General features: G+C 64.6%; 28 protein-coding genes. 19 read left to right on the top strand and 9 right to left on the bottom strand.

Translation table 11 applies throughout. From position 1 onward, the window contains the following. Positions 1–12 precede the first annotated feature (12 nt). The gene (locus BLW48_RS33275; RefSeq protein ID WP_093082070.1) at positions 13–483 is read right to left on the bottom strand and encodes a helix-turn-helix transcriptional regulator; all 471 of its coding nucleotides are present in this window, start codon (positions 481–483) and stop codon (positions 13–15) included. A gap of 143 nt (positions 484–626) precedes the next feature. Here BLW48_RS33275 and BLW48_RS33270 point away from each other — a divergent pair, with 143 nt between their 5' ends. From BLW48_RS33270 to BLW48_RS33245, 6 genes are all read left to right on the top strand, one after another. After that, a complete protein-coding gene (locus tag BLW48_RS33270) occupies positions 627–1,688 on the top strand; it encodes a class I SAM-dependent methyltransferase (protein ID WP_093179939.1) in 1,062 nt (353 codons plus the stop codon). Positions 1,689–1,707: 19 nt separating this feature from the next. Beyond that, the gene (locus BLW48_RS33265; protein ID WP_093179937.1) at positions 1,708–1,929 is read left to right on the top strand and encodes a DUF1059 domain-containing protein; all 222 of its coding nucleotides are present in this window, start codon (positions 1,708–1,710) and stop codon (positions 1,927–1,929) included. A 164-nt stretch (positions 1,930–2,093) separates the two neighbouring features. Next, complete coding sequence (locus BLW48_RS33260) at positions 2,094–2,597, top strand: (2Fe-2S)-binding protein (RefSeq protein WP_093059465.1); 504 nt, start codon at positions 2,094–2,096, stop codon at positions 2,595–2,597. Further along, complete coding sequence (locus BLW48_RS33255) at positions 2,492–4,858, top strand: xanthine dehydrogenase family protein molybdopterin-binding subunit (protein WP_371127585.1); 2,367 nt, start codon at positions 2,492–2,494, stop codon at positions 4,856–4,858. The genes BLW48_RS33260 and BLW48_RS33255 overlap by 106 nt, the downstream gene beginning before the upstream one ends. Further along, positions 4,855–6,162 carry a c-type cytochrome gene (locus tag BLW48_RS33250; RefSeq protein ID WP_093179934.1) on the top strand — a complete coding sequence of 436 codons (1,308 nt, stop codon included), beginning with the start codon at positions 4,855–4,857 and terminating at the stop codon, positions 6,160–6,162. The genes BLW48_RS33255 and BLW48_RS33250 overlap by 4 nt, the downstream gene beginning before the upstream one ends. 36 nt (positions 6,163–6,198) lie before the next feature. Continuing rightward, positions 6,199–6,540 (top strand): hypothetical protein, encoded by a 342-nt coding sequence (locus BLW48_RS33245; protein WP_093059460.1) that lies wholly within the window; start codon positions 6,199–6,201, stop codon positions 6,538–6,540. Here the strand turns inward: BLW48_RS33245 and BLW48_RS33240 are convergent. Together BLW48_RS33240 and BLW48_RS33235 are read right to left on the bottom strand one after the other, a co-directional pair. Then, on the bottom strand, positions 6,503–7,711 hold the full coding sequence (locus BLW48_RS33240; protein WP_093179933.1) for an MFS transporter: 1,209 nt from the start codon (positions 7,709–7,711) through the stop codon (positions 6,503–6,505). The genes BLW48_RS33245 and BLW48_RS33240 overlap by 38 nt on opposite strands. A gap of 148 nt (positions 7,712–7,859) precedes the next feature. Then, positions 7,860–8,525 (bottom strand): O-methyltransferase, encoded by a 666-nt coding sequence (locus BLW48_RS33235; RefSeq protein WP_093179931.1) that lies wholly within the window; start codon positions 8,523–8,525, stop codon positions 7,860–7,862. Positions 8,526–8,562: 37 nt separating this feature from the next. On the opposite strand from BLW48_RS33235, the gene BLW48_RS33230 reads away from it, so the two are divergent. Continuing rightward, a complete protein-coding gene (locus BLW48_RS33230) occupies positions 8,563–9,273 on the top strand; it encodes a TetR/AcrR family transcriptional regulator (RefSeq protein WP_371127584.1) in 711 nt (236 codons plus the stop codon). Here BLW48_RS33230 and BLW48_RS33225 read toward each other — a convergent pair. Next, entirely contained in the window at positions 9,259–10,698 is a 1,440-nt protein-coding gene (locus BLW48_RS33225) for an aminotransferase-like domain-containing protein (protein ID WP_093179977.1), read from the bottom strand. The two genes, BLW48_RS33230 and BLW48_RS33225, sit on opposite strands and share 15 nt — an antisense overlap. A gap of 152 nt (positions 10,699–10,850) precedes the next feature. Between BLW48_RS33225 and BLW48_RS33220 the strand changes: the two genes are divergently transcribed. The 3 genes from BLW48_RS33220 to BLW48_RS33210 all read left to right on the top strand — a co-directional run bounded on the left by BLW48_RS33220 (position 10,851) and on the right by BLW48_RS33210 (position 15,153). Continuing rightward, positions 10,851–11,156, top strand: coding sequence for a DUF2917 domain-containing protein (locus BLW48_RS33220; protein ID WP_177192894.1), 306 nt, complete (start codon positions 10,851–10,853; stop codon positions 11,154–11,156). Beyond that, entirely contained in the window at positions 11,144–11,782 is a 639-nt protein-coding gene (locus BLW48_RS33215; RefSeq protein ID WP_093059450.1) for a LysE family translocator, read from the top strand. Before BLW48_RS33220 ends, BLW48_RS33215 begins: the two co-directional genes overlap by 13 nt. A 323-nt stretch (positions 11,783–12,105) precedes the next feature. Next, positions 12,106–15,153, top strand: coding sequence for an autotransporter outer membrane beta-barrel domain-containing protein (locus BLW48_RS33210; protein ID WP_093179929.1), 3,048 nt, complete (start codon positions 12,106–12,108; stop codon positions 15,151–15,153). 9 nt (positions 15,154–15,162) lie between these two features. On the opposite strand, the gene BLW48_RS33205 is transcribed toward BLW48_RS33210, so the two are convergent. Genes BLW48_RS33205 through BLW48_RS33195 form a run of 3 tightly spaced genes read right to left on the bottom strand, consistent with a single transcriptional unit; the run spans position 15,163 to position 18,031 of the window. Continuing rightward, positions 15,163–16,164: an alpha/beta fold hydrolase gene (locus tag BLW48_RS33205; RefSeq protein ID WP_093179976.1), complete on the bottom strand. Its 1,002-nt coding sequence runs from the start codon at positions 16,162–16,164 to the stop codon at positions 15,163–15,165. 23 nt (positions 16,165–16,187) lie between these two features. Beyond that, positions 16,188–16,991 carry a DUF1295 domain-containing protein gene (locus BLW48_RS33200; protein WP_093179927.1) on the bottom strand — a complete coding sequence of 268 codons (804 nt, stop codon included), beginning with the start codon at positions 16,989–16,991 and terminating at the stop codon, positions 16,188–16,190. Next, positions 16,988–18,031: an SAM-dependent methyltransferase gene (locus tag BLW48_RS33195; protein ID WP_093179926.1), complete on the bottom strand. Its 1,044-nt coding sequence runs from the start codon at positions 18,029–18,031 to the stop codon at positions 16,988–16,990. Before BLW48_RS33195 ends, BLW48_RS33200 begins: the two co-directional genes overlap by 4 nt. 545 nt (positions 18,032–18,576) lie before the next feature. On the opposite strand from BLW48_RS33195, the gene BLW48_RS33190 reads away from it, so the two are divergent. From BLW48_RS33190 to BLW48_RS33160, 9 genes are all read left to right on the top strand, one after another. Beyond that, a complete protein-coding gene (locus BLW48_RS33190; RefSeq protein WP_093179924.1) occupies positions 18,577–19,002 on the top strand; it encodes an NIF family HAD-type phosphatase in 426 nt (141 codons plus the stop codon). 104 nt (positions 19,003–19,106) lie between these two features. Further along, positions 19,107–19,496: a hypothetical protein gene (locus BLW48_RS35265; RefSeq protein WP_143047860.1), complete on the top strand. Its 390-nt coding sequence runs from the start codon at positions 19,107–19,109 to the stop codon at positions 19,494–19,496. Positions 19,497–19,524: 28 nt separating this feature from the next. After that, positions 19,525–19,980 (top strand): hypothetical protein, encoded by a 456-nt coding sequence (locus BLW48_RS35690; protein ID WP_218137561.1) that lies wholly within the window; start codon positions 19,525–19,527, stop codon positions 19,978–19,980. Between the two features lie 85 nt (positions 19,981–20,065). Then, positions 20,066–20,707: a hypothetical protein gene (locus BLW48_RS33180; protein ID WP_093179921.1), complete on the top strand. Its 642-nt coding sequence runs from the start codon at positions 20,066–20,068 to the stop codon at positions 20,705–20,707. A 145-nt stretch (positions 20,708–20,852) separates the two neighbouring features. Further along, positions 20,853–21,233, top strand: coding sequence for a hypothetical protein (locus BLW48_RS33175; protein WP_093179920.1), 381 nt, complete (start codon positions 20,853–20,855; stop codon positions 21,231–21,233). Positions 21,234–21,289: 56 nt separating this feature from the next. After that, on the top strand, positions 21,290–21,679 hold the full coding sequence (locus BLW48_RS33170) for a hypothetical protein (protein WP_143047859.1): 390 nt from the start codon (positions 21,290–21,292) through the stop codon (positions 21,677–21,679). Between the two features lie 131 nt (positions 21,680–21,810). Continuing rightward, positions 21,811–22,203 carry a hypothetical protein gene (locus BLW48_RS33165; protein WP_093179917.1) on the top strand — a complete coding sequence of 131 codons (393 nt, stop codon included), beginning with the start codon at positions 21,811–21,813 and terminating at the stop codon, positions 22,201–22,203. Between the two features lie 251 nt (positions 22,204–22,454). Beyond that, a complete protein-coding gene (locus BLW48_RS35260) occupies positions 22,455–22,664 on the top strand; it encodes a hypothetical protein (protein ID WP_143047858.1) in 210 nt (69 codons plus the stop codon). A gap of 54 nt (positions 22,665–22,718) precedes the next feature. Further along, entirely contained in the window at positions 22,719–23,021 is a 303-nt protein-coding gene (locus BLW48_RS33160) for a hypothetical protein (protein WP_093179915.1), read from the top strand. Positions 23,022–23,166: 145 nt separating this feature from the next. Here BLW48_RS33160 and BLW48_RS35255 read toward each other — a convergent pair whose 3' ends face one another. Both BLW48_RS35255 and BLW48_RS33155 read right to left on the bottom strand, forming a co-directional pair. After that, on the bottom strand, positions 23,167–23,994 hold the full coding sequence (locus tag BLW48_RS35255; protein WP_143047857.1) for a hypothetical protein: 828 nt from the start codon (positions 23,992–23,994) through the stop codon (positions 23,167–23,169). 60 nt (positions 23,995–24,054) lie between these two features. Continuing rightward, on the bottom strand, positions 24,055–24,453 hold the full coding sequence (locus BLW48_RS33155; protein WP_143047856.1) for a hypothetical protein: 399 nt from the start codon (positions 24,451–24,453) through the stop codon (positions 24,055–24,057). Positions 24,454–24,657 lie beyond the last annotated feature (204 nt).

Genomic DNA, 24,657 nt, shown 5'->3' with positions numbered 1-24,657 from the left:
GCTGCTCCTTCCCTATGGGCTCCTGTCCATGCCGAGCGCGCGCATCACGGCCGCCGTGCGCGTCTCGACGCCCAGCTTCACGTACACATGCTCCAGGTGCTTGTGCACGGTGCGTGGGCTTATCTCCAGCAAGGCGGCGATCTCGGCGTCGGTCTTTCCGCGCGAGAGCCAGTGCATGACGTCGCCCTCGCGGGGCGTGAGGCCGGCAGCCGGGGCTTCGGGTAACGGCGCCTCGGCGCGGCAGGCCAGCCGGTACAGGAAGGCAACCGCCACCGCGTGCTCCAACCCCGCGCGCCGGTAGTAGTCGGCCTGCAGCGCAGCGCGGCGGAATTCGCGCCGGCCCGGCGACTTTGTTGCGATGCGGTGGATTGCGCGCAAGCCATCGTTGCCGGCGCCGTGATGCCGCACGGGCGAATGCCCGGACTCCAGTTGTTCCAGCAGGCGAAGTGCGCTCGCGCGATTGTTGCGCGTCAGGTTCGTCATGGCATGCCCCTTTCACGGTGCATACGCATTGCTGCGTATGGCGCCTGCACGCATCGAGACGCAGGATGCTTGCAGGCCCTTTGCCGCGAACAGTATAGGCAGGCGGGGGGCGCGCGGGCCGCCCACCGGCGAAGGAGATACACATGGCTATCGACGAAACACGGCTTAACGCGTTCATGGGTAACTTCGTCCACGACATCGGCGCCGTGATGCACGCGGCAACCATCGTCGTCGGCGACCAGCTCGGCCTGTACAAGGCGCTGGCCGAAGGCCCCTCCACCGCGGAGGCACTGGCACGCCGCACCGAGACCGATCCGCGCTACCTGCGCGAATGGCTCTCGGCCCAGGCCGCCAGCGGCTACGTCGAGTACGACCCCAAAGGCGAGCTGTTCTCGCTGACCGAGGAACAGGCCTTCGCGCTCGCCGAGGAAGGCAGCCCGGCCTTCGTGCCCGGCGCCTTCCAGATCGCGGTGGCGCAGTTCAAGATCATTCCCAAGATGGTCCAGGCCATGCGCACGGGCCTGGGCATCGGCTGGCACGAGCACGATGCGGCCCTCTTCCATGGCACCGAGCGCTTCTTCCGGCCCGGCTACGCGGCCAACCTGGTGAGCCAGTGGATCCCGGCGCTCGAGGGCATCGAGCCCCTGCTGAAGCGCGGCGCGCGCGTGGCCGACGTGGGCTGCGGGCACGGTGCATCGACGCTGCTGATGGCGCAGGCCTACCCCGAGTCCAGCTTCGTCGGCTTCGACTATCACGCGCCTTCGATCGAACGCGCGCGCGAAACGGCGCGCAAGGCCGGCGTCGACGATGAAAAGCGCCTGCGCTTCGAGGTCGCGAGCGCCAAGGATTTCCCCGGAGAAAACTACGACCTCGTCGCGGTCTTCGACTGCCTGCACGACATGGGCGATCCCGTCGGCGCGGCGGCGCACGTGCGGCGCAGCCTGAAGCCGCAGGGCACCTGGATGATCGTCGAGCCCTTTGCCAACGACCGGCTGGAGGACAACATCAACCCCGTGGGGCGCGTGTTCTATTCGGCCTCGAGCTTCATCTGCACGCCTGCCTCGCGCTCGCAGGAAGTGGGCCTATGCCTGGGTGCGCAGGCCGGCGAAGCGCGCCTTCGCGAGGTGGTCACCCAAGGCGGCTTCTCGCACTTCCGCCGCGCCAGCGAGACCCCGTTCAACCTGATCTTCGAAGCACGTCCGTAAGGACATTCCAGGAGCCACCATGTCACGCCAATACATCGACTGCCGCGAGTACCCGAGCACGACGAACTGCAGCGTCGCGCTATCTGCCGACACGGAGAGCGAACTGCTCGATGCTGCCGTGCAGCACGCCGTGGCCGTCCACGGCCATGCCGACACGCCGGAATTGCGCACGCAGCTGGCAAGCCTGTTCAAGACCGGCACGCCGCCGCTGCAGGCGCCCGCGCAGAAGGTGCCCGCCTGACGATCCTGCGCGGCGATGAATACCTTCGGGTGCTTTCGATGAGCGCCCGTCGATGAAATCCGGGTAACCCGGTTGAGCGTTGCCCTGCCCGCCAAGCGCACTTTCCGAAGTCGCGCTATGGTTCGCGCTGCCACCCACGGCGAACCAGAAAAAAGGCGGGGCCCATGATCGATCTCAACATCAACGGCCAGTCCGTTGCCCTCAACGCGCCCGAGGACATGCCCCTGCTCTGGGCATTGCGCGACATCGTCGGCCTGACCGGCACCAAGTTCGGTTGCGGCATCGCGCAGTGCGGCGCCTGCACCGTGCACCTCGACGGCCAGCCCGTGCGCTCATGCGTACTGCCGGTCGGCTCCATCGGCAAGAAAGCCGTCACCACCATCGAAGCCGTCTCGCAGACGCCTGCGGGCAAGAGCATCCAGAAGGCCTGGCTCGATGTCGACGTGGTGCAGTGCGGCTACTGCCAGTCGGGGCAGATCATGTCGGCAGCAGCGCTGATACAGCGCACGCCCAACCCGAGCGACGCCGACATAGACCTGGCCATGTCGGGCAACGTCTGTCGATGCTGTACCTACTCGCGCATTCGTGCGGCCATCAAGCAGGCCGCCACCGGCAAGGCCGAAGTGCTGCAGTCGGTGGTCGCGATGCCGGCAAGGAGCGCATCGTGAAGGCCGCCGGCATCGGTGGCATCAGCAGGCGCGCCGCCCTGCAGGCCGGCGGCCTTGCGCTGGCTTTCACCTGGGTCGGAGGCGGCAAGGCCTTCGCCGCGATCAGCCCCAGGCAGCAGCCGGCCGACGCGGCCGCCGCACTCGCTGACGGCAACCCGGCATTCGCGCCGAATGCCTTCATCCGCATCGATGCCGACGGCGGCGTGCGCCTCGTGATGCCGATGGCCGAGATGGGCCAGGCGATCTACACCGGCTCGGCGATGCTGCTGGCCGAGGAACTGGGCGTCGAGCTCGACCAGGTGCGCGTGGAGCATTCGCCGCCGAACGAGGCGCTCTACGGCATGCCGCTGCTCGGCGGGCAGATCACCGGCGGTTCGACCAGCACGCGCGGCACCTATGGCGTGCTGCGCGAAGCTGGCGCCGTGGCGCGCACGCTGCTGGTGAGTGCCGCCGCCGCGCAGTGGAAAGTCGACGCAGCGAGCTGCACGGTCGCGCGCGGCGTGGTGAGCCATGCGGCATCCAGCCGGCAGCTCGGCTTCGGCGCGCTTGCCAGCGCCGCCGCCAAGCTGCCGATGCCGGAAAAGGTGACGCTGAAGGAGCCGAAGGATTTCAAGCTGATCGGCCAGCCGCTGCGGCGAGTCGACTCGGCCGGCAAGGTCAACGGCACCACTCAATTCGGCATCGACGTGCGCCTGCCGGGCATGAAGGTGGCGACGGTCAAGGCCAGCCCCACGCTCGGCGGCGTGCTGGCCTCTGTGGACGACAAGGCAGCGCGGGCGATTCCCGGCGTGATCGACGTGCTGCGCATCAAGGACGCGGTCGCCGTGGTGGGCGAGCATTTCTGGGCCGCGAAGCGCGGCCTCGATGCATTGAAGATCCAGTGGACGCCGGGGCAGAACGCCACGCTCACCACGCAGCAGTTGCGTGCGGCGCTGGCCAACGCGCTGGCAAAGGACAAGGCCATCATCGGCAAGGAAGCCGGCAAGCGGCCCGAGGGCACGCTTGTGCAGGCCACCTACGACCTTCCGATGCTGGCCCACGCGACCATGGAGCCGCTCAACACCACGGTGCACGTGCGACCCGACCAGTGCGAGATCTGGGTCGGCACGCAGGTGCCCACGCGCTGCGTGAGCGCCGCGGCCAAGATCACCGGCCTGGCCGAAGACAAGGTCGTGGTGCACAACCAGTACCTGGGCGGCGGCTTCGGCCGACGGCTGGAGACCGACTCGGTCGAGCAGGCCGTGGCCTTCGCCAAGCAGGTGCCCTACCCGCTCAAGGTGGTGTGGACGCGCGAGGAAGACATCCGCCACGACATAGTGCGCCCGATGTACCACGACGACATCTCGGCCGTGGTCGACGGCGAGGGCCAGATCCTCTGGTTCGGCGACCGCATCTCGGGCGGCACGGTGCTGGGCCGCTGGGCTCCCGCCTTCATGGGCAAGGACGGCATGGACGGCGATTTGATCGAGTGCGTGGCCGAGCCCTGCTACGACCTGCCGAACCTCAAGGTCGAATGGGTACGGCACGACATGCCGGCCGGCCTGAACGTCGGCTGGTGGCGCGGCGTGGGGCCGACGCACAACCTCTTCGTGATGGAGAGCTTCATCGACGAGTTGGCGCACCGCGCGAAGAAAGACCCGGTGGCCTACCGGCGCGCCATGCTGAAGAAGAACCCGCGCACGCTCGCGGTGCTCGACCTGGCGGCAAGCAAGATCGGCTGGGGGCAAGGCACGCTGCCGGCGCGTGTCGGGCGCGGCGTGGCGGTGGGCGATGCCTTCGGCAGCCGCGTGTGCGCCATCGTCGAGGCCGAGGTCACGCCGCAGGGCGAAGTGCGCATGCGGCGCGCGGTGGTCGGGCTCGACTGCGGCATTGCGGTGAACGCGAGCTCCATCGAGGCGCAGATCCAGGGCGGGCTGCTGTTCGGGCTGAGCTCGGCGCTGTTCAGCGAGATCACGGTGCGCGACGGCGCCATCGAGCAGAGCAACTTCCACGACTACCGGATGCTGCGCATCAACGAGGCACCGCCGATAGAGGTGCACACCGTCAAGAGCGGCGAGGCCCCTGGCGGGCTCGGCGAAGTCGGCACGGCCATTGCCGCACCGGCGCTGGCCAACGCGATCTTCGCGGCCACGGGCGTGCGCCTGCGCGAGCTGCCGGTGAACCGCGCGCTGCTGGCGCAGGACAAGGAAGCGCTGAAGAAAAAGATCGCCAGTGCCGAACCCAGTGGGCCCACCGGGCTCGGCGAAAGGAGCGCAGCATGAAGCGGCTTCTCAAATTTCTGGTGGCGGTGTTCGTCGTTGGGGCGGCGCTGTATTTCTTTCTGAACCGTACCGACAAGTCCGAGGGCGAGGCGCCCGTGCTGGCCGGCGCGCCCAGCGACGCGGCGCTGCTCGTGCGCGGCGAATACCTCACCAAGGCCGCCGACTGCATCGCGTGCCACACGGTGCCCGGCGGCAAGGGGCAGCCCTTTGCAGGCGGCCTGCCCTTCGTGCTGCCCTTCGGCACGATCTACTCGTCGAACATCACGGCCGACCCGGAGACGGGCATCGGCAAATGGAGCGACGATGACTTCGTGCGCGCGCTGCACGACGGTGTGCGCGCCGACGGCAAACGCCTGTACCCGGCGTTCCCGTACACCTCGTACACCACGCTGAGCCGCAACGACGTGCTCGCGATCAAGGCCTACATCTTCAGCCTGCCCAAGGTGAACCAGCCGAACAAGGAGGCCGACCTGGGCTTCCCGTTCAACCAGCGCTGGGCCATGGGCTTCTGGAACGCGGCCTTCTTCAAGAGCAGCCGGTTCGAGGCCGACGCGTCGAAGCCGCTTGCGTGGAACCAGGGCAAGTACCTCGCCACGGCGCTGGGCCACTGCGCGGAATGCCATACGCCGCGCAACTTCGCATTCGCGATGGATGCGGGCAACAACCTCGCGGGCGAATCGATCCAGGGCTGGCGCGCCTACAACATCACGTCGGATGCGAAGAACGGCATCGGCGCGTGGAGCGATGCAGAGATTGCCTCGTACCTGACGACCGGGCACGCCGATGGCCGCGGGTCGGCCTCTGGCCCCATGGGCGAGGCGGTGGAGCACAGCCTGCAGTACCTGAAGCCGGAGGACGCCTCGGCGCTGGTGAGCTATCTGCGCACGGTGCCTGCCAAGGCCGGCAAAGACCCGATCGAGGTCGACGCAAAGGCGCCATGGGCCGTGGCCGCGAGCGCGGCGGCGCCTGCCGCCAACACGGCCGAAGGCCACGAGCAAGGCCTGAGGCTCTTCGCGGCGGCATGCGCGAGCTGCCACCAGTGGAACGGACAAGGCCAGCAGACCGCCAACGCGTCGCTGCTTGGAACACGCGGCGTGAACGACCCTGACGGCTCCAACGTCACGCAGATGATCCTGCAGGGCGTGCGGATGCACGTGCATGACAAGGAGGTCTACATGCCGGCGTTCGGCAAGGCCTACACCGACACAGAAGTTGCGGCGCTCGCCAACTACGTCATCGCGCAGTTCGGCAACAAGCAGGGCACGGTGACGCCGGAATTCGTTGCAAAGCAGCGCACGCGCTAGCTGGATGGGGCGCAGCGCCGCATCTAAACTGAGTTCATGAAAAAGACCGGGGAAGTTCAACGCTGCCTGCAGCCCGTGGTGGAGCTCCGAAAGGAAGCGGCGGCGTACGCGTATTCCGTTCGCGCGCCGCGGTCCAAGGGCGTGATACCGCCCAGTTCGTACCGCGACGGCGGCTTCGCCACGCTTGCCGACTGCCTGAGCGACGTGGCGCGGGCACTCGGTGGCGACTTCTCACGCATCTACGTGCGGCTCGACGGCCTTTGCGTTGGGGAGCGCGACATCGCGGAATTGCGCCTGGAGCCGGAGAAGGTCGCGGCCGCTTTGAAGGCGGCCTGCGAAATCAACCTGGAGCAACTCTCTGCACCTGGCGGAGACTGATCGCAATCACAAGACCCGCCGCCGCAGCACCTGCGCCGATGAGGAAGACGCCGCTGTAACCCGCCCGGTCGGCCAGAAGCCCGGCCACGGGACCCGTCAGGCCGTAGGCGATGTCCTGGAATGCCGAGAACCCGCCCAGTGCCGTGCCGCGCAGATGCGGCTCCACAAGGCGCACGACTTCGCGGCCCATGGCCGGAAAGATCATCGAGCAGCCGAGCCCTGTGAGAAACGCGCCGACAAGGGCAAGCACCGGATCGGTTGCACTCCAGATCAGGACCTGGCCGAGCGTCTCGACGGCGAGCGATCCGATCGCCACGGGCAGGCCGCCCACGCGGTCCGGCAGATGGCCGAAGAGCACGCGGACCAGAACGAATCCGCTGCCGAAGGCTGTCAGGCCCAGCCCGGCATAGCGCCAGTGCTGATCAAGAAAATGGAGCGTGAAGAACGCCCCGATCGCGGCGAAGCCGATGCCCTGGAGGCAGACGATGGAACCGTGCGGCCAGATCCTGCCGATCACGCACCAGAACGGCGGGCGCTCTGTGCCAGGGTGCGCGGCAACGCCTGCGATGCGCCAGACGGTCAGCAGCCCGAGGCAGGGCAGGATCGCACTGACGCCCATCGCGCCGGCAAATCCGAACCGGTCGAGCAACGCCAGGCCGATGGGCCCGCCAACTGCCAGAGCGCCGTAGATGGCGGCGCCAACCAATGCCAGCACGTGGCCCGAACGGGCGGGACCGACGAGGCCGATCCCCCAGCCGATCACGCCGACCGCGACAAGGCTCTCGCCAAGCCCGATGAGCAGCCGGCCTGCGATGAGGATCAGGAAGGCCGTCCACGGCGCCAGAAACGACAGCCCCGCAATCAGCGAGACCACCGCCCCGCCCACATAGAAAGCCAGCCCGCGCGCCACCGCGACCTTGGCCCCGCGACGGTCCGAAAGGCTGCCGGCATGCGCCCGGCTGACGACGGTGGCAAGAAAGGCGATGCCGACGCCGAGCCCGGCCCACACATTGCCGAGCCCCAGCCGCCCGGTCACGAAGATCGGCACGATGGGCAATGACATGCCGACGCAAAGATAGGAAATGAAGAGGATGGCCGTCAGCAGCAGCAGGCGGCCCTGCGCCGGATGGCGTGTCGAAGATGTTGTCGACTGTGTCGATTGAGAAGTCATGGTGTTGTCCAGGCTGTTCCCCATCGACGGAAGCGCGCAAACGAACGCACTCCGACCGACGAGGATCGTTGAGCGCGTTGCTTGACGTCAGACGCTTACGGCCAGTGCGACTGGCACCGCGGACGCTGTGTCCGCGCCGGTGTTGTTGTCAGCCGAGCCGCATCGACAGCTCGACATCTCCGCCGAACGGCGTGGACATGTAGCCCGCTTCAGGCGAGCGCACGTGCGCCAGGTAGTCGGGGCTGTAGTCGGCGTTGTCGGCGACGATGAAAGCGCCCGGCCGGAGGCGGCTCTCGACCAGCTCCAGGATCTCGGGATAGAGCGCCTTGGCACCGTCGAGCAGCAGCAGGTCGATCGATTCCGGGAGGTCAGCGCTCAGCGTCTGCAGCGCGTCTCCCTCGCGGATTTCGACCAGGTCGTCGAGGCCGCCGGCCGCCAGGTTCTGGCGAGCCCTCGCCACCTTGGACGGCTCGAACTCGGTGGTGATGAGGCGCCCGCCACCGTTGTCCCGAAGGGCCGCGGCGAGGTGCAGGGTCGAGATGCCGAACGAGGTTCCGAACTCGACGACAGTTCGCGCGCCGCTGTTGCGCGCCAGCATGTAGAGCAGCGCGCCCGTCTCGCGCGAGACGGGGAGCGGAACGTCCTTCAGCTTTGCGTAGAAGTCGAGGTAGTCGGTCTTGCTGCGCATCAGGCGCGTGCGCTCTTCGCTGGAGAGATCGGCGACTGCGGAGCTCATTGCAGGCGACGCGGCGGCGGCCTCTTCGAACAGGCGCTCCAGCAAGGGCGCAAGCGGTGTGGTGGTCAGGGTTGTCACAGGGGTCTTCGTGTTGGAGTGAACGAGTGCTCATAATATGAAGGAACATTCACATTTCCTATTCGCGTTGCGAGCCCCACCGATGACCGAACGCCGAAGCGCACAAATCTCCTCTAGAAGACAGCCCAAGCAGGCCCGCTCGACCGGGCTCGTCGCCACGATCCTCGAAGCCGCCCTTCAGGTTTTGGCGAAGGAAGGCGCGCACCGCTTCACCACCACGCGAGTGGCCGAGAGGGCTGGCGTCAGTGTCGGGTCGGTGTATCAGTACTTTCCGAACAAGGCGTCGATCCTCTTTCGCCTCCAGAGCGACGAATGGCGGCAGACGACGGAGATGCTGTGCGGCATCCTCGACGACGCACAAAGGCCACCGCTGGAGCGGCTGCGCATGCTGGTGCACGCCTTCATCCGCTCGGAGTGCGAAGAAGCCGGAATGCGCGTGGCGCTGAGCGACGCCGCCCCGCTCTACCGGGACGCACCCGAGGCGCATGAGGCCAGGGCCGCCGGAGACCGCACCGTGCAGGCCTTCATGCAAGAGGCCCTGCCCGATGCCTCCGAAGCCACGCGCGCGTTGGCCGGCGACCTGATCACGACGACGTTCAGCGCGGTGGGAAAGCAGTTCTCGGAAAGCCCGCGAACCGACGCGGAGATCGAAGCCTATGCAGACGCCATGGCCGACATGTTCTGCGCGTACCTCCAAAGCCTCGGGCACGGCCAGAAGAAACGCACCAGCCGTTCAGCGCGGCGTTGACATGGCCTCCGCCAACGCGCCCACGCGCCGCAGTGCATGGCGATGGGCATCGTCCCAGCGGCCGGCGAGCCCCAGCCGGATGCAGTGGCGAAAGTGGTTCGTGGCGCTGAACATCGTGCCTGGAGCAATGACGATGCCCTCGGCAAGACAGGCCTGGAACAGCGCGAGCGAATCGGTGCCGTGCGGCAGTTCGACCCACAGGATGAACCCGCCCGGAGGATCGGTGACGCGCGTGCCCTTCGGAAAGTGCTGTGCGATGAGCCCGCGCACTTCATCGACGCGCGCCGCGATGGTCGAGCGCATCTGGCGATAGTTGGCCTCGATGCCCGGCTGCATCAGCAGGTCGGCCATTGCGCGCTGCAGCATCGCCGACTGGCTGCCGCTGGTCACCTGCTTCATGCGCGCGACCTTCGTACCCCAGCGCCCGGCATCGACCCAGCCTAATCGCAGCCCCGGCGCAACCGTCTTGGAGAACGAGGAGCACAGCATCACGTGCCCCGTGGTGTCGAAGGAGCGCACAGCACGGCGCTGCTCGTCCTGCTCGGCAAGGTCGTTGTAGGTGACGTCCTCGATCAACGGGATGCCGCGTTCGGCAACCATCTGCGCGAGGCGGCGCCGGTCGGCCGGCGGCATGCTCGCGCCCATCGGATTGGAGAGCGTGGGCACGGCGAGCACGGCTTTCACCGGCTGCGTTTCGAAGGCCAGCTGCAGCGCGTCGAGTGAGATTCCGGTGCGCGGATGCGTCGGAATTTCCAGCGCACGCAGGTGCAGGTCTTCGAGGATCTCCAGAAAGCTGAAGAGCGTTGGCGATTCGAGCGCGACCACGTCGCCGGGCTGCGTTACCGCGCGCAGGCAGAGCGTGATCGACTCGAGGCAGCTGTTCGTCACGACGATGTCGCGCGCGTCGAGCTGGCAGCCCATGCGCAGCGCATGGCGCGCGATTGCGCGGCGCAGGCTCTCATCGCCGGAGCCGACGATGTATTGGGTGAGCGTTGCGCGATGGCGCTGCACGGCGCGGCTGGTTGCGCGGCGCACGCGCTCTTCGGCAAACAGGTCGGCGCTCGGGCATGCGGCGCCGAAGGAAACGTAGCCCGGGTCGTGCGCGAGCTGCATCACGCGCGCTGCGAGCGAACTGACATCGACCGCCATCGAGTCCGCAGGCGGGTTCGAGGTTTCTGGCTCGGGTGGCCTCGGCGGGCGGGCCGCGACGAAGTAGCCCGAGCGCGGCCGCGCCACGATCAGGCGCGAATCCTCCAGCATGCGGTAGGCCTGCACCACCGTGCCCAGCGACACGCTGTGATGCCGCGCCAGTTCGCGCACCGACGGAATGCGCTCGCCCCGCGCGAGCGTGCCGGTGCGGATCGGCATGGCGATCGATTCGGCGATCTGCAGGTACAGCACCTCGGCTTGGTCGTGCTCGGGCATGGCCGCATTCTGTACCGCGCCGAAGTGGCCCGACAGGTACAGATGACGGCCGCCGCGACTGGCACAGATGCGGCTGCGCCCGGTCTGTACCACTCCAGATGGCGAATGCCTGTGGCTGTGCGACTTGGGGCCCGATCTCTACTGTCGAGTCCATGAACACACTCACTCACACCCCATCGCCCGGAACACGCCACGGCGCATCCGCCCCGTCTCTCATGACGCTACCCATCGGCGAGGCGCGCACGCTGCGCCACCGCGCCGGCGCACGCCTCGAAGTGACGAGCGGCCGCGTGTGGCTCACCGAACCCGGCGACCTCGACGACCACTTCGTCGCCAGCGGCGAATCGCTGCTGCTGCATCACAACGGGCCGGTCGTGGTCCAGAGCGATGGAGCAAGCGCCGCGGTGCTGCGCATCGTCACGTCGTCTTCCGCACGGAGGCTGCCATGGTCCCCCTGACCGATCTGGCGATCTTTGCCGGTGCCGTGGTTTTGCTGGCCATCACGCCCGGGCCCAACATGGTGTATCTGATCTCGCGGTCGATCTGCCAAGGTCGACAGGCCGGTTTTGTTTCGCTGCTCGGCGTGCTCGCCGGGTTCATCGCGCACATGATGGCGGCCGCGCTGGGCCTCTCGGCGTTGTTCGTGACCGTGCCGCTGGCGTATGAGCTGCTGAAGTGGGCGGGCGCTGTGTACCTGGCGTATTTGGCCTGGCAGGCTGTTCGGCCCGGCGCGCGCTCGCCGTTCCAGGGGCGGCAGCTGCCGCATGACTCGCCCCGCAAGCTCTTCGTCATGGGGTTGCTGACGAACCTGCTGAATCCGAAGGTCGCGTTCTTCTATCTCTCGCTGTTCCCGCAGTTCATTTCGCCGGAGCACGGCTCCTTGTTCGCGCAGAGCCTGATCCTCGGCGCCACGCAGATCGCGATCAGCTTTGTCGTGCTGCTGACCATGGCTATGTCTGCCTCCCGCATTGCCGGATGGTTCGAGCACAACCCTCATTGGCTGGCCGTGCAGCGCTATGCGATGGGCTCGGTGCTGGCCGGCCTGGCCGCGCGCCTGGCGATCTCCCAAAGGCCGGGCACGTAGCTCGCCTCGCGAGCCGGATCTTTGTATCCGTCGCGAATCATTGGTTACTTTCAGACGCAGTTCAGGGTAGACCTGCGTCAGACGGCGCTGCGCCTGTAGTGCCGTAGGCCTCAATACGCAGCCTCGGGACGGGCCTGGTGCTCCCGTTCCTCGCCTATCACTCCCTCAGGGGGTACCCGCTTTCAGGCATATCGCCAGCGTGTACGCGTACTTACATTTTTGACTTGTAAATGGAAAACGACGGAACGCGCAGACGCAAGAGAGAGCGCACCTGCGCACGGGAGCCTGCCTGTCAGGTAACAACAAACGAACAAATTGAAGCCATGAACAAGATTTTTCGCACCCTCTGGAATCCAACGCTCGGCACTTGGGTAGCCGCTCCCGAAACATCTCGCGGCCACGCACGGTCAGCCAGACTGGGCGAACTGGGGGCCGTCGCCGTCGCGGTGCTGCTCCTGGGCGCCGGGCCGGCGATGGCGGCCGGCGGCGCTGGCGGCCAGCCCGTCGGCGACCCTTCGCTGCACGCCGGCGCGGGCGGCAGCAACGGCAGCGGTGGCAGCGGCGGGCTCAACGACACCACGGTGGGCGCGAACGGCGGAGCCGGCGGATCGTCGACCGATGCCGGCGTTACGGCGGGCTCCACTGCCAACATCGGCTCCTTTGCCGGCGCTACCGCAGGCACAGGCGGCGCGGCGGGCACGACCAGCAACGTCGTCAGCCCCGGCGTGCTGCAGGGCGACAACGGCGGCGCGGGCCAATCGCAGACCGGCGACGCAGCCAACGGCAACGGATATGGCGGCGGCGGTGGCGGCGGATTCCAGGGCTCGTCGATCGGCAGCGCCGTTGCCTCCTCTTCCAACAGCTACACCGGCGGCACCGGGGGCGTGGGCGGCAACGGCTATTGGGCTGCCGGCGGCGGCGGCGCGGGCGGCTTCGGCTCCATCCTCATCGGGCCGACCGGCAACTACACGGCTTCCGGCAGTTCCACGGGCGGCGCGGGCGGCAATGGCGGCAATGCCTTCTCGCAAGCCGGCGGCGGCGGCAGTGGCGGCGGCGGGTTCTTCCTGAATGCCACGACGGCGGGGCTCACCTTCACCAACAGCGGCACCATCGCTGGCGGTGCGGGCGGCACCGGCGGGGCAGAACTGCTGCCGGCGCGCAGCAACGCATCGGGCGGCGGCGGCGGGGCCGGCGGCAACGGCATCACGCTGGCTGGCAGCGCGGTGTCGGTGACCAACACCGGCACGGTCACTGGTGGCGCAGGGGGTGCAGGCGGAGCCGGTGGCGGCGGCGCGGGCGGCACCGGTGCGCCGGGGGCTGGCGGCGACGGCGGCATCGGCCTGTGGGCCACGGGCGCCAGCGCAACGATCACCAACAGCGGCTCCATCACCGGCGGGGCCGGCAGCGCCGGTGGAGCCAACAGCAACGGGGGCGCGAGCGGCGCCAACGGTGTGGGCGGCGTCGGCGTGATGGGCGCCAACCTCACCATTGCCAACAGCGGCTCCATCTCGGGCGGACTGGCCGGCGACGGCCTCACCCGTGCGTCGGCCGTGGAATTCACCGGCGGCAGCAACAGCCTGACCCTGAACGCCGGCGCGGCGCTGACGGGCGCCGTTGCCATCGACAGTGGCGCCACCGCCAGCGTGATTGCCGGCGCCGATGGCCTGAGCATGAGCAATGCCCTGCTGCTGGGCGGCACGGGCACCATCAACACCAACGGCCACGACATGGGCTGGTCGGGCCCGATCTCGGGCGCCGGCGACCTGGTGAAGAGCGGTGCAGGCACCCTGACCCTGGCCGGCGCCAACATCTACACCGGCGCCACCAACGTCGCCGCCGGCACCTTGCGCGCCGGTGCGGCCAACGCACTCAGCAGCGCCAGCGCCTTCACGGTCGCATCGGGCGCCACGCTCGACTTGGCCGGCCGGAGCCAGACCATCGCGTCGATGGCCAACGGCGGCACCGTCTCGCTGGTGGGTACCGCGCCCGGCACCACCCTCACGGTGACCGGCCCGTGGGTGGGCAGCGGCGGCACGCTGCGCCTTGGCACGGCGCTGGGCGACAGCAGCAGCGCAAGCGACCGGCTGATCCTCAGCGGCAGCACCGCCATTGCCAGCGGCACGACCAACGTGCAGATCACCAACCTCGGAGGCCTGGGCGCGCTGACCAGCGGCAGCGGCATCGAAGTCGTGAGCGCGCTGAACGGGGCGACGACCACCGCACAGACCACGAAGAGCGCCTTCGCCCTGGCAGGCGGCCACGTCGATGCCGGCGCCTACGAGTACCGGCTGTACGCCGCCGACGCAAGTGGCGCGGGCGAGAACTGGTACTTGCGCTCCACTGCCACCGTCGTTCCACCGGCCAGCGGTGGCGGAAGCGGCGGCGGCGGCGTGACCGTGCCCACCTACCGCACCGAAGTGCCGCTCTACGCCGCGCTGCCCGAGCAGTTCCGCCAGTCCAACCTGGCGATGCTCGGCAACATGCATCAGCGCGTCGGCGACGACGGCCCGACCGGCGCCAACACCGCCACGCCAGACCAGGGCTACCGCCAGGCCTGGGCCCGCGTCATCAGCACCGACCGCACCATCAGCCAGAGCGGCACCGTCAGCCCCACCAGCAAGGGGCGCCTCACGGGCTTCCAGGCCGGCACCGACCTGTGGGCCGATGCCAACTGGCGCGCCGGCGTCTACGTCGGCCAGCTCGACGGCGACATGAGCGTGACCGGCTTCGCGCGCGGCATCGTGAACTACGCAGCCGGCTCCAACGACCTGCGCAGCCAGTACCTGGGCGCCTACGCCACCTGGAAGAACGACAGCGGCCTGTACGTCGACGGCGTGCTGCAGGCCGGGCGCCACCGCTACACCGTGTCGCCCACGCTGGGCTTCGGCAGCTCCGGCAAGGGCAGCAGCCTGCTGGCCTCCATCGAGGTCGGCCAGGCCTTCAACATCGCCCCGGGCTGGACCATCGAGCCCCAGTTGCAGTTGGTGCACCAGCGCGTGAACCTCGACGACGGCAGCATCACGGGCGCCCTGGTGCAACAAGACAGCCACAACGGCTGGCTGGCGCGCGCGGGCGTGCGGGTCAAGGGCGAGATCGCCACTTCCGCCGGCCTGCTGCAGCCCTATGTGCGGGCCAATGTCTACCGCAGCAGCAGCGGCACCGACGTCAGCCGCTTCATCGGCCCGGCCGCGTACACCGACATCGCCACCCGCACAGGCGGCACGAGCACCGAGCTAGCGGTGGGCGCCACGCTGCAGCTGACGCCAAGCACCAGCGTGTATGCGGAACTCGGCAAGCTGTGGGACTCGGGCGGCGCGACGCGCACGAAGAGCGGAGTCAACGGCAGCGTGGGCGTGAAGATCCGCTGGTGAGGCGCGGCGTCAGTGCGACCCGTTGTCGCGGTCCGCGCGGACCGTTTCGACGACTGACATCACCGCATCGATTACCGCAGCCGGGTCGTCGAACTGGATGTCATGCCCGGCGTTCGGCAACAGCCGGTGCGTGCTGCGCGAGGACCATGTCGCCATGTCCTCGTGCAGCTTCTCCCAGATGGCCTGCACCTGCTTGCCCTGCTCGGACGTGATCTTCATTCCCCGGAGTTCCGCTTCGGTGTACGGTGCCATGGCGGTGAGCACCACCAGCGGCCGGTTGCCCAGATTCCGGAAGGCACCGGCCTCGGCGAGCGACGCATCGGTCGCATCGCTCTCCACCAGTTGCGTGACCATCGACTTCGGCGCAAAGGCACGAACCGCCTGTGCATCGCGCGCCGTCTGGTTCGGCGCCTGCGGCAGCAGCGAAGGAGCCGCCGCGCGCAGCAGGCCGGACCACGCAAGCCACACGGCGATGCGGGAGCGCAGCGACCGCGTCTCCGTCATGAAAGCCGCGACACGCGCGACCTGGTCCGGATGCGATGGGTCGACAAGAACCAGCCCCGCCACCTCGGCGCCGAAGTACTTCGTGAAGCTCGTCGCATAAAGACCGCCCAGCGACTGGCCGACCAGCACGAAGGGGCCGTGCTCGCCCGCGCGGGTCAACGCTTCGTGAAGGTCTTGTGCCACCTGCCTGGCGCTATAGGGTGCATCCGAAGCGTCGCTCCACATCAAACCCGCGCGGCTGTACGAGCACGCACGCGTGTGTGCCGCGATCTTCGACTGCACGGCCGACCAGCTCAACGAACCGTCGACGCTCAGCCCCGCCTCGAACACGACGGTGGGCGAGCCCGAGCCCCGGCAATCCAGCTGGATCTTTCGCCCGCCGATGTCGACCATCTTTCCCGGCGCGGGAAAGTCGCGCGCCGCGCGGTAGCGGCCGACCTGCTCGTACACGACGCCCACGAGGACGACCAGCGCGACGATTGCCGTGCTCCAGAGGACGATGCGCATCAGCAGACTTTTGAACGAGGGCTTCACTGATCCGGATAGTGCCACCGCCGCACCGGCCCCGGAACAAAGGCATTGGTGCGCGCGATGTACTCGCGGTATGCGGGGCGACGCTCGCCGATGTCGGCCTCGAGCATGCGCACGCCCGAGACCTTGAGCAGCAGCCACGTCATGAGCAGCGGCGACACCACGCTCCACGCGCCGCTCCACCCTGCCCCGCCCATGGCCATCAGCCAGATGCCCCACCAGACGCAGGCCTCACCGAAGTAGTTAGGGTGCCGCGTGTAGCGCCACAGGCCGCGGTCCATTACCTGGCCAGCATTCTTCGGGTCGGACCTGAAGCGCGCCATCTGCGCATCGCCAATGGCCTCGAAGAAGATGCCGAACAGCGCCAGTGCCACGCCCGACACATCGAGCACGCTCAGCGGTCGTGCCGCCAACATACCCGGCAGAAAAGGCGCGGAGACAATCCACGCCAGCACCGCCTGCAACGCAAACACGAGATACAGGCTCCTGAAGCCGAAGTTCGGCTGATTGCGCGCGCGAATCGCCTGGTAGCGCCGGTCTTCGCCGTGGCCCCAGTTGCGCCAAGTGATGTACAGGCACAGCCGCACCGCCCATGCCGCGCCGAGCACGGCCATCCACAACCCGCGCACCGTCTGCACCGGCAGCAGCGCGAAATACACGAGGCCCGCGCCCACGATGAAGACCGGCCACATGCGATCGACAAGGCTGGCGTCGTGGCGCACGAGGCTCACCACCCACGTCAGCAGCGCGAGCGATACGGTCCATGCCAGGCCCGCCAGCGCTACCTCTGCCACGCCGCTCATGCCCTGCGCTCGAACAGATAGTGGCTCACCCACCAGCGCTGCCCATGGTCGAAGCCGAACAGCTCCGCCACCGACATGAAGAACAGCCGCCAGCGCGTCCACCACACATTGGCCTCGGCACCATACGTGGCCTGGAACAGCGGACGCAGCGCGTCGCGGCGCTCGTCCATGTTGCGCAGCCAGGCCTCGGCCGTGCGCTGGTAATGACTGCCTTCCCAGCGCCAGCGGCGCAGCAGCCGCAAGTCGTCCTGGCAGTGCAGCGCCAAGTCGTCGCTGGGCATCATGCCGCCGGAGAAAAAATACTTGCTCATCCAGTCGCTCGGGTCGCGCACCTCGAAAGGGTACGGCGCCTCGCGATGGGCAAACACATGCATGAAGAAGCGCCCCTCGGGCTTGAGCCAGCGCGCCACATTGGCAAAAGCCTGCGGCCAGTTGCGCAGGTGCTCGAACATCTCGACGGACACCACGCGGTCGTAGCGCTCGTCGGTGTCGAAGACGTTGATGTCGCGCGTCAGCACGCGCACGTTGCCCAGCCCCCGCTGCGCCGCCTGCATCTCGATGTACTCGCGCTGCGAATTCGAATTCGACAGCGCCGTGATCCGGCTGCCCGGATAGCGCTCGGCCATCCACAGCGTGAGCGAGCCCCAGCCGCATCCCAGCTCCAGCACGTCTTGCCCATTGCCCAAGCCGGCGCGCTCGCAGGTGGCAGCCAGCGCGGCGGACTCGGCATCTTCCAGCGTGCGGGTGCCCTCGGGCCAGTAGCAGCTGCTGTACTTGCGGTGATTGCCTAGCACCTCGGCGAAGAAGGCGGCGGGCACTTCGTAGTGCTGCTCGTTGGCCTTTTCGGGCAGCGGCGCCAGGTTTTCAGCGGCCATGCGGGCGACGAAGTCTTGCGTCAGATCAGCCACGGCCAGGGCGTTGCCGGCGTGCAGTTCGGCGAGCCGGTCTTTCAGCAGACGGCGGATGCCCTGGCGGACGACAGTGTCGGGCACGAGGCCCTTTTCGACCCAGCGGATGGCGAATGCGATGTCCTGCGGCATGTGCGGGTTCCTCGTTGGGGGCACTTCGGAGTGTGTGCCGTGGGTGCGTGTACGCGGCGGGATGGGTTTTGGATGAGGCTTTGCCAATTGTGGACTTCAGTACCAAGAGCGGTCGCTCGGGATCGGGCTCTGCCCCCCGCTTCCGACTGGTTTCTGTCGTTCGATAGGGCGCGCGCGGACGGGTACTATCGGCCGCAAGCAGATATCCAAACTGATCATGAACGCAATCGCAAGAGAAGGTACATGGCTGTACGACGGACAGGTTCCTACGGGTGTCCGTGTTGTGCATTGCAATGTCCGCTATGGCACGGGAGACTGCCAAGATCCACCAGAAATCCGCAACGACTCTTTGGTCGCTGGCTTCGATGTCCAGTGGGCATCCCCAACGTCACCAAGTACATATTCCGCACACGCGTCCGTAGTCTTCCCCACGCTTGCTGAAGCCGTAGCCTTTGCGGAAGGTACGGCTTGGGCCGCAGGATCTCTTAAGTGGTCGCAGGGGGACGAGTGATCGCTCTCCAGTTCAGTCGATCCAGGGGCTATTCATGAACAACTACGTCCTTGCCCTCGACCTCGAAGGCACCTTGATCTCAAATGCCATGAGCCAGATACCGCGGCCAGGTTTGGCTGAGTTCCTGACTCGTTGCGCCGAGCTTTTCCCCCGCATCGTCATGTTCACCACCGTCAAGGAAGAACGATTTAGAAAGATCGCGCGCTTGCTCGTGGACGAAAGAGTCGCGCCCGACTGGTTTGCGGATATGGAGTACATCACTTGGCACGGTGAGACAAAAGACCTTCAATTTGTCCCTGGCGTGCGTCCACACCAAGTGTTGCTGGTGGACGATTTTGAGAAGTACGTTCATCCTGGCCAGGAAGCGCAGTGGCTGCAAATTGAATACTTCGACTACCCCTATAGCTCAACGGATACTGGCCTCGCCAAGATGCTCAATACGCTGGCAGCGCGTATTTGATCGTTGATTTTGTTGGCCACTTCTGCAGAGAGAATCGACCAAGAGCGGTCCTTCGTTGCTGCTGTGAGCTGGACCACCTCAAGTCTGGTGTTAACAATCGAACCATGGAACTGTCGACCTCGCTTTTGGAAGACTTCTCGTATATGTCGGGTGGATCGTCATTGCCGTTTCTCTATCGGTTGAAATTTGAGAAGGCAGTTGTACTGCACGGCCCCATCCACGTGACAGCTTGCCTGCTCGTCAATGATGAGAACGACAATGTGTGGGCGGGGTATGCCCAAAATATCTCCAGTCTTCCCGGTGTGGAGCTAGTTATCCCATCTGGAAGGGAACTGGTTCTAGCAGTCGACGCACTGGAGTACGAGGGTGAACTGAACGAACTCACCCGCGGGAAGTATGAATTGTCGGCAAAAGTTCAAATGCGGGTGCAGGCGCCAGACGGCTCGATTCGCTCTCATGAGTTGAGATCTTCACGTCAAATTGGCTTGTCATGAAAGTAGCGCGGCTCATTGACCGTCGCTCATGCGCGTTTCTCCTGATTGGCCGCTTAGCGACGCGCCGTACTACCGCCTCGGCCCTCCTTGCCCTTCAGAATACCCGGCGACCGCAAAGGAACGCGCTCCAGCTACTGTTGCCGGCCACAAGCGGGCATTCTCTACCGGACCCTCATTCAACATACTCGAACTCATGCAGTCGATCAGAAAGTACTATCGAACGTACAACGAGAGTCATGAAGGGACTCCTGGACTCTTCTATTGCGAAGTCAAAGACGGCATGATCACTCGGATGATCAACAGCTTCGAGCATGAGCTCTGGTGGGCAACCCCTAGCGCTCATAACAACGAGCAGTATGACTTCACGACCCATCCCGAATTTCCAGAGGCCGGTATAGAAAAGATGGAAAGGGACGGAGCCCTCACCGAACTGTCCCTCGCAGAGTTTGAGGACTTATGGCGGCGTGCAACGTTGCAGGCTTGAGGTCCGTTGGAAGCCAGCAATCGGCCACGACCGGACATTCGAACAGAGCGCTTGCTGGTCCTAAAACGTCGTAGACAACGCCTCCATGAGCGATTTCAACCTTCTGACCATTTCTACGGTTCAATCCCACATGGGGCCCGTGATTGCCACATATCTCGGTGCAGATCGCTTCGCCGAGGTGAAGCCACTTCACTGGGTCGACAGCAAAGATGCGCCTGTTCGCCGTGTCTTCGCCTACGCACAACTCAAAGGCGGAGTTATTGCCCCGCGATGGGGGTATTCGTTCGATTTTGTGCCGCACCTCGTGGCGGGAAAAATGCAGTGGCATCGCACCGAGAAATCGGCAATCTTTGATGCGTTCATCGACGGACAATCCGCAGAACTCAACCTCTCGTACATGTGGGGTGAACAGGGCCTGCTTGAAGGCATGACACCTCGGCTTTCAAACGCCGTGCGACAAGCGCAGGACTTCTGGCAGTTGGGTAGGCAAGCGACTTCGGTATACGACCAGGTTGTCGCGCTGAGTAACCGCCCCGGGGCAGGCATGTACACACAGTTGCCGGTGGCAGCCGCATTTTGCCATGCACTTTCAGGGCGCGAGGAAGATGCGCGTCGTGCGATGGCAGCTTATATTGATCGAGGAAAACCACGCGAAGACACGGTGCCGAAGCTATGGGCAGCTCTCGACGGTGCGCTCGAGTCTGGGCTTCGACCCCAGACGGTCTGAACCCGGCGACTGCTAGCTGGCCGGCCGCTTTCCCTTGCGACGAACTTCCGCTTCGAGCCCTTTGCGCCAACAGTGCGTGAGGCTACAGTCGGCCACAACCAGTCGCTCACCCTGCCAAGCAAAATTCGGCCGAAACCAGGCAAATATGACGCACCCCAACAAGCGCGACTCTGAAATAGTGGTGGAACTCGCGCAGACCTGCGCGAGGCTCATGTTGGAGAAGTTTCCTGGCTGGTCACGTGTGTTTTTTCGGTACTACATCGACGAGCTGCAGGACAGCGCCAGTGCGTCGTTTGAGCGAGCCGGTGAGGTAACGCTTCTGAGCGCCATGAAGGAGGGGCCGTTCTACGAGGGGATGACTGAATTGGCCCGCGAGCTACGGGAGGGCGGTGTGAGCTTCAAAGTTCTACTTCTCACTATGAACTCCAACCTTGACTACCGCGTGGACTACGAACAGACGAATCCTGACCGCCGGAGGATCACTAAGCTGAACGGCGCTACCGGTATTCCTGTGGGTTTGGACTGACGGGCCATGCGTCACCCACCGCCCTCCGGCTTCAGTCGGCCAGGAGCAGACCTTCCATGACAGCACCCAGTCCACCGTTCATGATGTTCAGTCCCTTGTTGTTGGACACGCTGAGGGCTTGCCAGTACAGCCCAACGGCGACCTGCAGTTACGACTTGATGGCAGGCGGTCTGATCTGGAATGACGAGCTACCTCCGAGGACGGAATACGGCCTCAACTTGCGAGCATCAGTTCACCTTCGCAAGGTGATTGCCTATCGAGCGTCACTCATGCTGGACGAGCCGAGGACCGACCAGGAGGAAGACTGGATCGAGTTGATGCGCCTTCTTCCTGCGTGGCCTGGCTTCAGACCCGAGCGAGTTGCCGGTGAAGCACAACGCCTTTTGAAGGTGCACAAATACAAAGAGTCAAGGGCGATTCGGCAGCTCGAGAAAGATGGGTTTTGACTTTCTCCTATAGGTCGTCTTGGTGTTCACTGTGGGCGAAGGAGTCGACGACACTGTGACTCGAAACGGCCAAGAGCGGTCCCTCGCTGCTGCAGCGATTGAGTATCTATTCTGGTGCCAACAATCAAATCATGAAACTGTCGATTGCGCTTTTGCAGGATTTCTCATACACGTCGAACGGGTTGTCCCTGCCGTTTCTTTATCAATTGAAATTCGAGAAGGCAATTGTGCTGCATGGCCCTATCCACGTCACGGGATGTCTTCTCATTAATGATGACGACGACAATATTTGCGCGGGGTACACCAAGAACATTTCCAGCTTTCTTCCGGGTGCAGAGTTCGTCATCTCGCCGGGAACGGAACTGGTTCTAGCTGCCGATGTGCTGGAGGACCAGGATGGACCGAATGAACTAATCAGTGGGACGTATGAACTGTCGGCAAAGGTTCAAATTCGGGCGCAGGTAGAAGGTAGTTCAAGTCGCTTTTATGAGTTGAGATCTTCGCGTCGGATAGTGCTTTCATAAGGAGAGCACGCATAGAGATCGCAGAAGTAAGCCAGAGCCGGGCCGGATGCTTCGTAAGTGACCGCTTTGGAGCAATGCTTACAGCCGCTTTGGGCCCCAACGCGCCAAGGTGGCGACAGGCTACAGTCGGCCATGACCCGTCATTCGGCGAGCAGGCCCAGAACGCCCGATAGCGGACGTTCGCGCGTACGCAGCAAGGTTGTCACCCCTACCTACAGTGGAGCAAAGTTGATCGATCACAGGAGCTACCTATGAATGCGGCGCAACATTTCGAACAGGTCCTTGCATCTACAGGGGATCCAGTTTCTGCAATTCGAGCGGTTCGCGAGAGCTTCGGGTTGTCGTTGCCTGAAGCGAAGGAACTGTGGTTGCAGAGCACCGGCGCTTCGGACTCACTCAATGGACATCAGGCCAAACTAGCTTCTCAGCTGGAAGAAGCCTTCCCCAGCCGCGATATCTAGAAGGCAGCCCCCGGCCAGAAGCGAACATATGACGCCTCCTCACAATTGCACACTATGACTTCAATTGATTCAAGCCGCGTCTACGAAATGGATGCTGCTCTGTCATCAAGCGGGACGGTCGAAAAAGACATGTTTTTCCTGATGTTGGAAGCTCATGACTACGATGCCGCTAGTTCGGTGAGGTGGCTCGAAACAAAGCTGCGAGTCCTGCATGAGCTACTTCAAAGCGGCAAATCGATCAGTGTGTACCTCCCGGCAACCGGTGGGTCTGCCCCGGTTTCGTCTGTCGCAGACTTTGATCAATGGATCGGCCAGCACTTCCCCAACTCGCGCCGTCGCTACCTGCATCCTTTCTAAGTCGGATACGGGTTCTGAAAAAATTTCCTGGCGGCCGTCTGCTCCTGGGCGGAACGAGTGTCGTTTTTGGGTCCGTTGCAGTCACAGCGCCTCCTCGATAGCGGTCTTCCCTTGAGCTAATTCAGACAGATCAGGGCAGCAGTGACTAGCCCTTGAGGCTCTTGTTCGAATCTTCCAGATCGTTGGGAATGGCACACTCCGTCTTGATCGTAGAGATACGTGCCGTATCCATTTGATGGAACACGTTAGAAGAAATTTTGGCTGGGTCGGGCCACTGCACAGTCATCGTCACCCGCCCCTCCCAACACCCGGCGATCCTTGAGGGCGTTCTGGCGCATACCAGTTGCGGTGATTGGCCGGCCGTTGCCGCTCCTTCCTCCACTTGTAAACCACAGTTGAAGCAGTCTTTCATGAAATGGCCGTAGGCCTCGCGCGCCGATCTTCCTGCAAGCATTAATCGCTCTATTGACGCTGCGAACTTCACCTCGGCCTTAGGTCGCTCGATCATCAGAGATTGCAGCGAAACCATTTGGGGCCAAGGACATGTCACGTTGTAACCCTTGACTATCGATGTCTCCAATTGGTCGTAGATTTGCTCTGGGGACAAATTAGATACGGGCCAACTTCCTCTTACAGATAGCCTTAACCCCCTGCAATTCGCTTCATCAAATGATGGACGCTGCACGCAGGCAATCTTTCTGGGTGACCCCCATCGCTCAGGGTCAAACCCTGGAATTTCGTCGCTGCCGATGCCGCAAAGAAAATGCTGCTGCATCAGCAATGTGAGCGCCTCTGTCAAGGACTTACCTCGCAACTCCAAGTCCCCGGAGAAGTGCCGCTTCACGATGCTTCGTTCAGCATCGAATTTTTCGTATCCCGGTTGGCTCATTTGATCTTGAGCAATAGCCACGACAGGAAGGCTAAGGCCGGCAGCAAGACAACAAGAGAGTGGTACTGGTGCAAGTAAGCTCATGATCAAGTTTGAATGTCCGTTTGTGGCCGACAGCCGCAGTCTAGCGTGCAGGTCGGGAGGCTATGCAGAGTCAGGATGGGATGACCGGCCACCTAACTTGCTGTAGCAAATGCCAGCGACCTTGATGGAGCCTTCATCTGAGGTACAGGCAATGACTTGATCGAACCAATAGTCGATTGAATCTCGACCGTCCCACGTCTGAGGGCCGAAAAGATCGTTGAACAGGTAGTGACCCATCACGAGTTCGAGAAGTGATGGTGAATTGAGGACCAGATCAAGGCGGGGATAGCCCGCCTTTGCCAGCTCGTCCTGCGGTGCTCCACATTGTTCATCGTCCTTCTTCGACTCAATCACCCAAGCCGCATAAATTGGATCAAGGTGCGCGACGACCTCAGCGGCCTCGAATGAAAGGACAAAGGTCCGTTTCTCCATCTGGCTTCGCGCAGAGCTGAGGCTCATTTCGGGTACGCCAAACGAAGACGGCGCTCGCTGTACTCCGTCTACCAGCATGGTGAATTTGGGAGGCATAAGTGGACTCGCGTAAAAGTAGACTGCACCACCTGTTTTCGTAAGCGTCAGCTCACGGCCCTCTTGACCGCAGCTGAACGATCAGATGTCGAAGACCTGGCGCAGCATGTGGAATGGCACTCGCCATGAATGCCC

The sequence above is a fragment of the Variovorax sp. YR266 genome, from assembly GCF_900107295.1.
GTDB lineage: Bacteria > Pseudomonadota > Gammaproteobacteria > Burkholderiales > Burkholderiaceae_C > Variovorax.
This window is presented reverse-complemented; position numbering and strand designations above follow the sequence as displayed.

What these genes read in the sequence shown, in the direction of transcription:
- BLW48_RS33275 (WP_093082070.1), bottom strand. Translation starts at nt 483, where the DNA reads ATGACGAACCTGACGCGCAACAATCGCGCGAGCGCACTTCGCCTGCTG.
- BLW48_RS33270 (WP_093179939.1), top strand. Translation starts at nt 627, where the DNA reads ATGGCTATCGACGAAACACGGCTTAACGCGTTCATGGGTAACTTCGTC.
- BLW48_RS33265 (WP_093179937.1), top strand. Translation starts at nt 1,708, where the DNA reads ATGTCACGCCAATACATCGACTGCCGCGAGTACCCGAGCACGACGAAC.
- BLW48_RS33260 (WP_093059465.1), top strand. Translation starts at nt 2,094, where the DNA reads ATGATCGATCTCAACATCAACGGCCAGTCCGTTGCCCTCAACGCGCCC.
- BLW48_RS33255 (WP_371127585.1), top strand. Translation starts at nt 2,492, where the DNA reads ATGCTGTACCTACTCGCGCATTCGTGCGGCCATCAAGCAGGCCGCCAC.
- BLW48_RS33250 (WP_093179934.1), top strand. Translation starts at nt 4,855, where the DNA reads ATGAAGCGGCTTCTCAAATTTCTGGTGGCGGTGTTCGTCGTTGGGGCG.
- BLW48_RS33245 (WP_093059460.1), top strand. Translation starts at nt 6,199, where the DNA reads ATGAAAAAGACCGGGGAAGTTCAACGCTGCCTGCAGCCCGTGGTGGAG.
- BLW48_RS33240 (WP_093179933.1), bottom strand. Translation starts at nt 7,711, where the DNA reads ATGACTTCTCAATCGACACAGTCGACAACATCTTCGACACGCCATCCG.
- BLW48_RS33230 (WP_371127584.1), top strand. Translation starts at nt 8,563, where the DNA reads ATGAAGGAACATTCACATTTCCTATTCGCGTTGCGAGCCCCACCGATG.
- BLW48_RS33225 (WP_093179977.1), bottom strand. Translation starts at nt 10,698, where the DNA reads ATGCCCGAGCACGACCAAGCCGAGGTGCTGTACCTGCAGATCGCCGAA.
- BLW48_RS33220 (WP_177192894.1), top strand. Translation starts at nt 10,851, where the DNA reads ATGAACACACTCACTCACACCCCATCGCCCGGAACACGCCACGGCGCA.
- BLW48_RS33215 (WP_093059450.1), top strand. Translation starts at nt 11,144, where the DNA reads ATGGTCCCCCTGACCGATCTGGCGATCTTTGCCGGTGCCGTGGTTTTG.
- BLW48_RS33210 (WP_093179929.1), top strand. Translation starts at nt 12,106, where the DNA reads ATGAACAAGATTTTTCGCACCCTCTGGAATCCAACGCTCGGCACTTGG.
- BLW48_RS33205 (WP_093179976.1), bottom strand. Translation starts at nt 16,164, where the DNA reads ATGCGCATCGTCCTCTGGAGCACGGCAATCGTCGCGCTGGTCGTCCTC.
- BLW48_RS33200 (WP_093179927.1), bottom strand. Translation starts at nt 16,991, where the DNA reads ATGAGCGGCGTGGCAGAGGTAGCGCTGGCGGGCCTGGCATGGACCGTA.
- BLW48_RS33195 (WP_093179926.1), bottom strand. Translation starts at nt 18,031, where the DNA reads ATGCCGCAGGACATCGCATTCGCCATCCGCTGGGTCGAAAAGGGCCTC.
- BLW48_RS33190 (WP_093179924.1), top strand. Translation starts at nt 18,577, where the DNA reads ATGAACAACTACGTCCTTGCCCTCGACCTCGAAGGCACCTTGATCTCA.
- BLW48_RS35265 (WP_143047860.1), top strand. Translation starts at nt 19,107, where the DNA reads ATGGAACTGTCGACCTCGCTTTTGGAAGACTTCTCGTATATGTCGGGT.
- BLW48_RS35690 (WP_218137561.1), top strand. Translation starts at nt 19,525, where the DNA reads ATGCGCGTTTCTCCTGATTGGCCGCTTAGCGACGCGCCGTACTACCGC.
- BLW48_RS33180 (WP_093179921.1), top strand. Translation starts at nt 20,066, where the DNA reads ATGAGCGATTTCAACCTTCTGACCATTTCTACGGTTCAATCCCACATG.
- BLW48_RS33175 (WP_093179920.1), top strand. Translation starts at nt 20,853, where the DNA reads ATGACGCACCCCAACAAGCGCGACTCTGAAATAGTGGTGGAACTCGCG.
- BLW48_RS33170 (WP_143047859.1), top strand. Translation starts at nt 21,290, where the DNA reads ATGACAGCACCCAGTCCACCGTTCATGATGTTCAGTCCCTTGTTGTTG.
- BLW48_RS33165 (WP_093179917.1), top strand. Translation starts at nt 21,811, where the DNA reads ATGAAACTGTCGATTGCGCTTTTGCAGGATTTCTCATACACGTCGAAC.
- BLW48_RS35260 (WP_143047858.1), top strand. Translation starts at nt 22,455, where the DNA reads ATGAATGCGGCGCAACATTTCGAACAGGTCCTTGCATCTACAGGGGAT.
- BLW48_RS33160 (WP_093179915.1), top strand. Translation starts at nt 22,719, where the DNA reads ATGACTTCAATTGATTCAAGCCGCGTCTACGAAATGGATGCTGCTCTG.
- BLW48_RS35255 (WP_143047857.1), bottom strand. Translation starts at nt 23,994, where the DNA reads ATGAGCTTACTTGCACCAGTACCACTCTCTTGTTGTCTTGCTGCCGGC.
- BLW48_RS33155 (WP_143047856.1), bottom strand. Translation starts at nt 24,453, where the DNA reads ATGAGCCTCAGCTCTGCGCGAAGCCAGATGGAGAAACGGACCTTTGTC.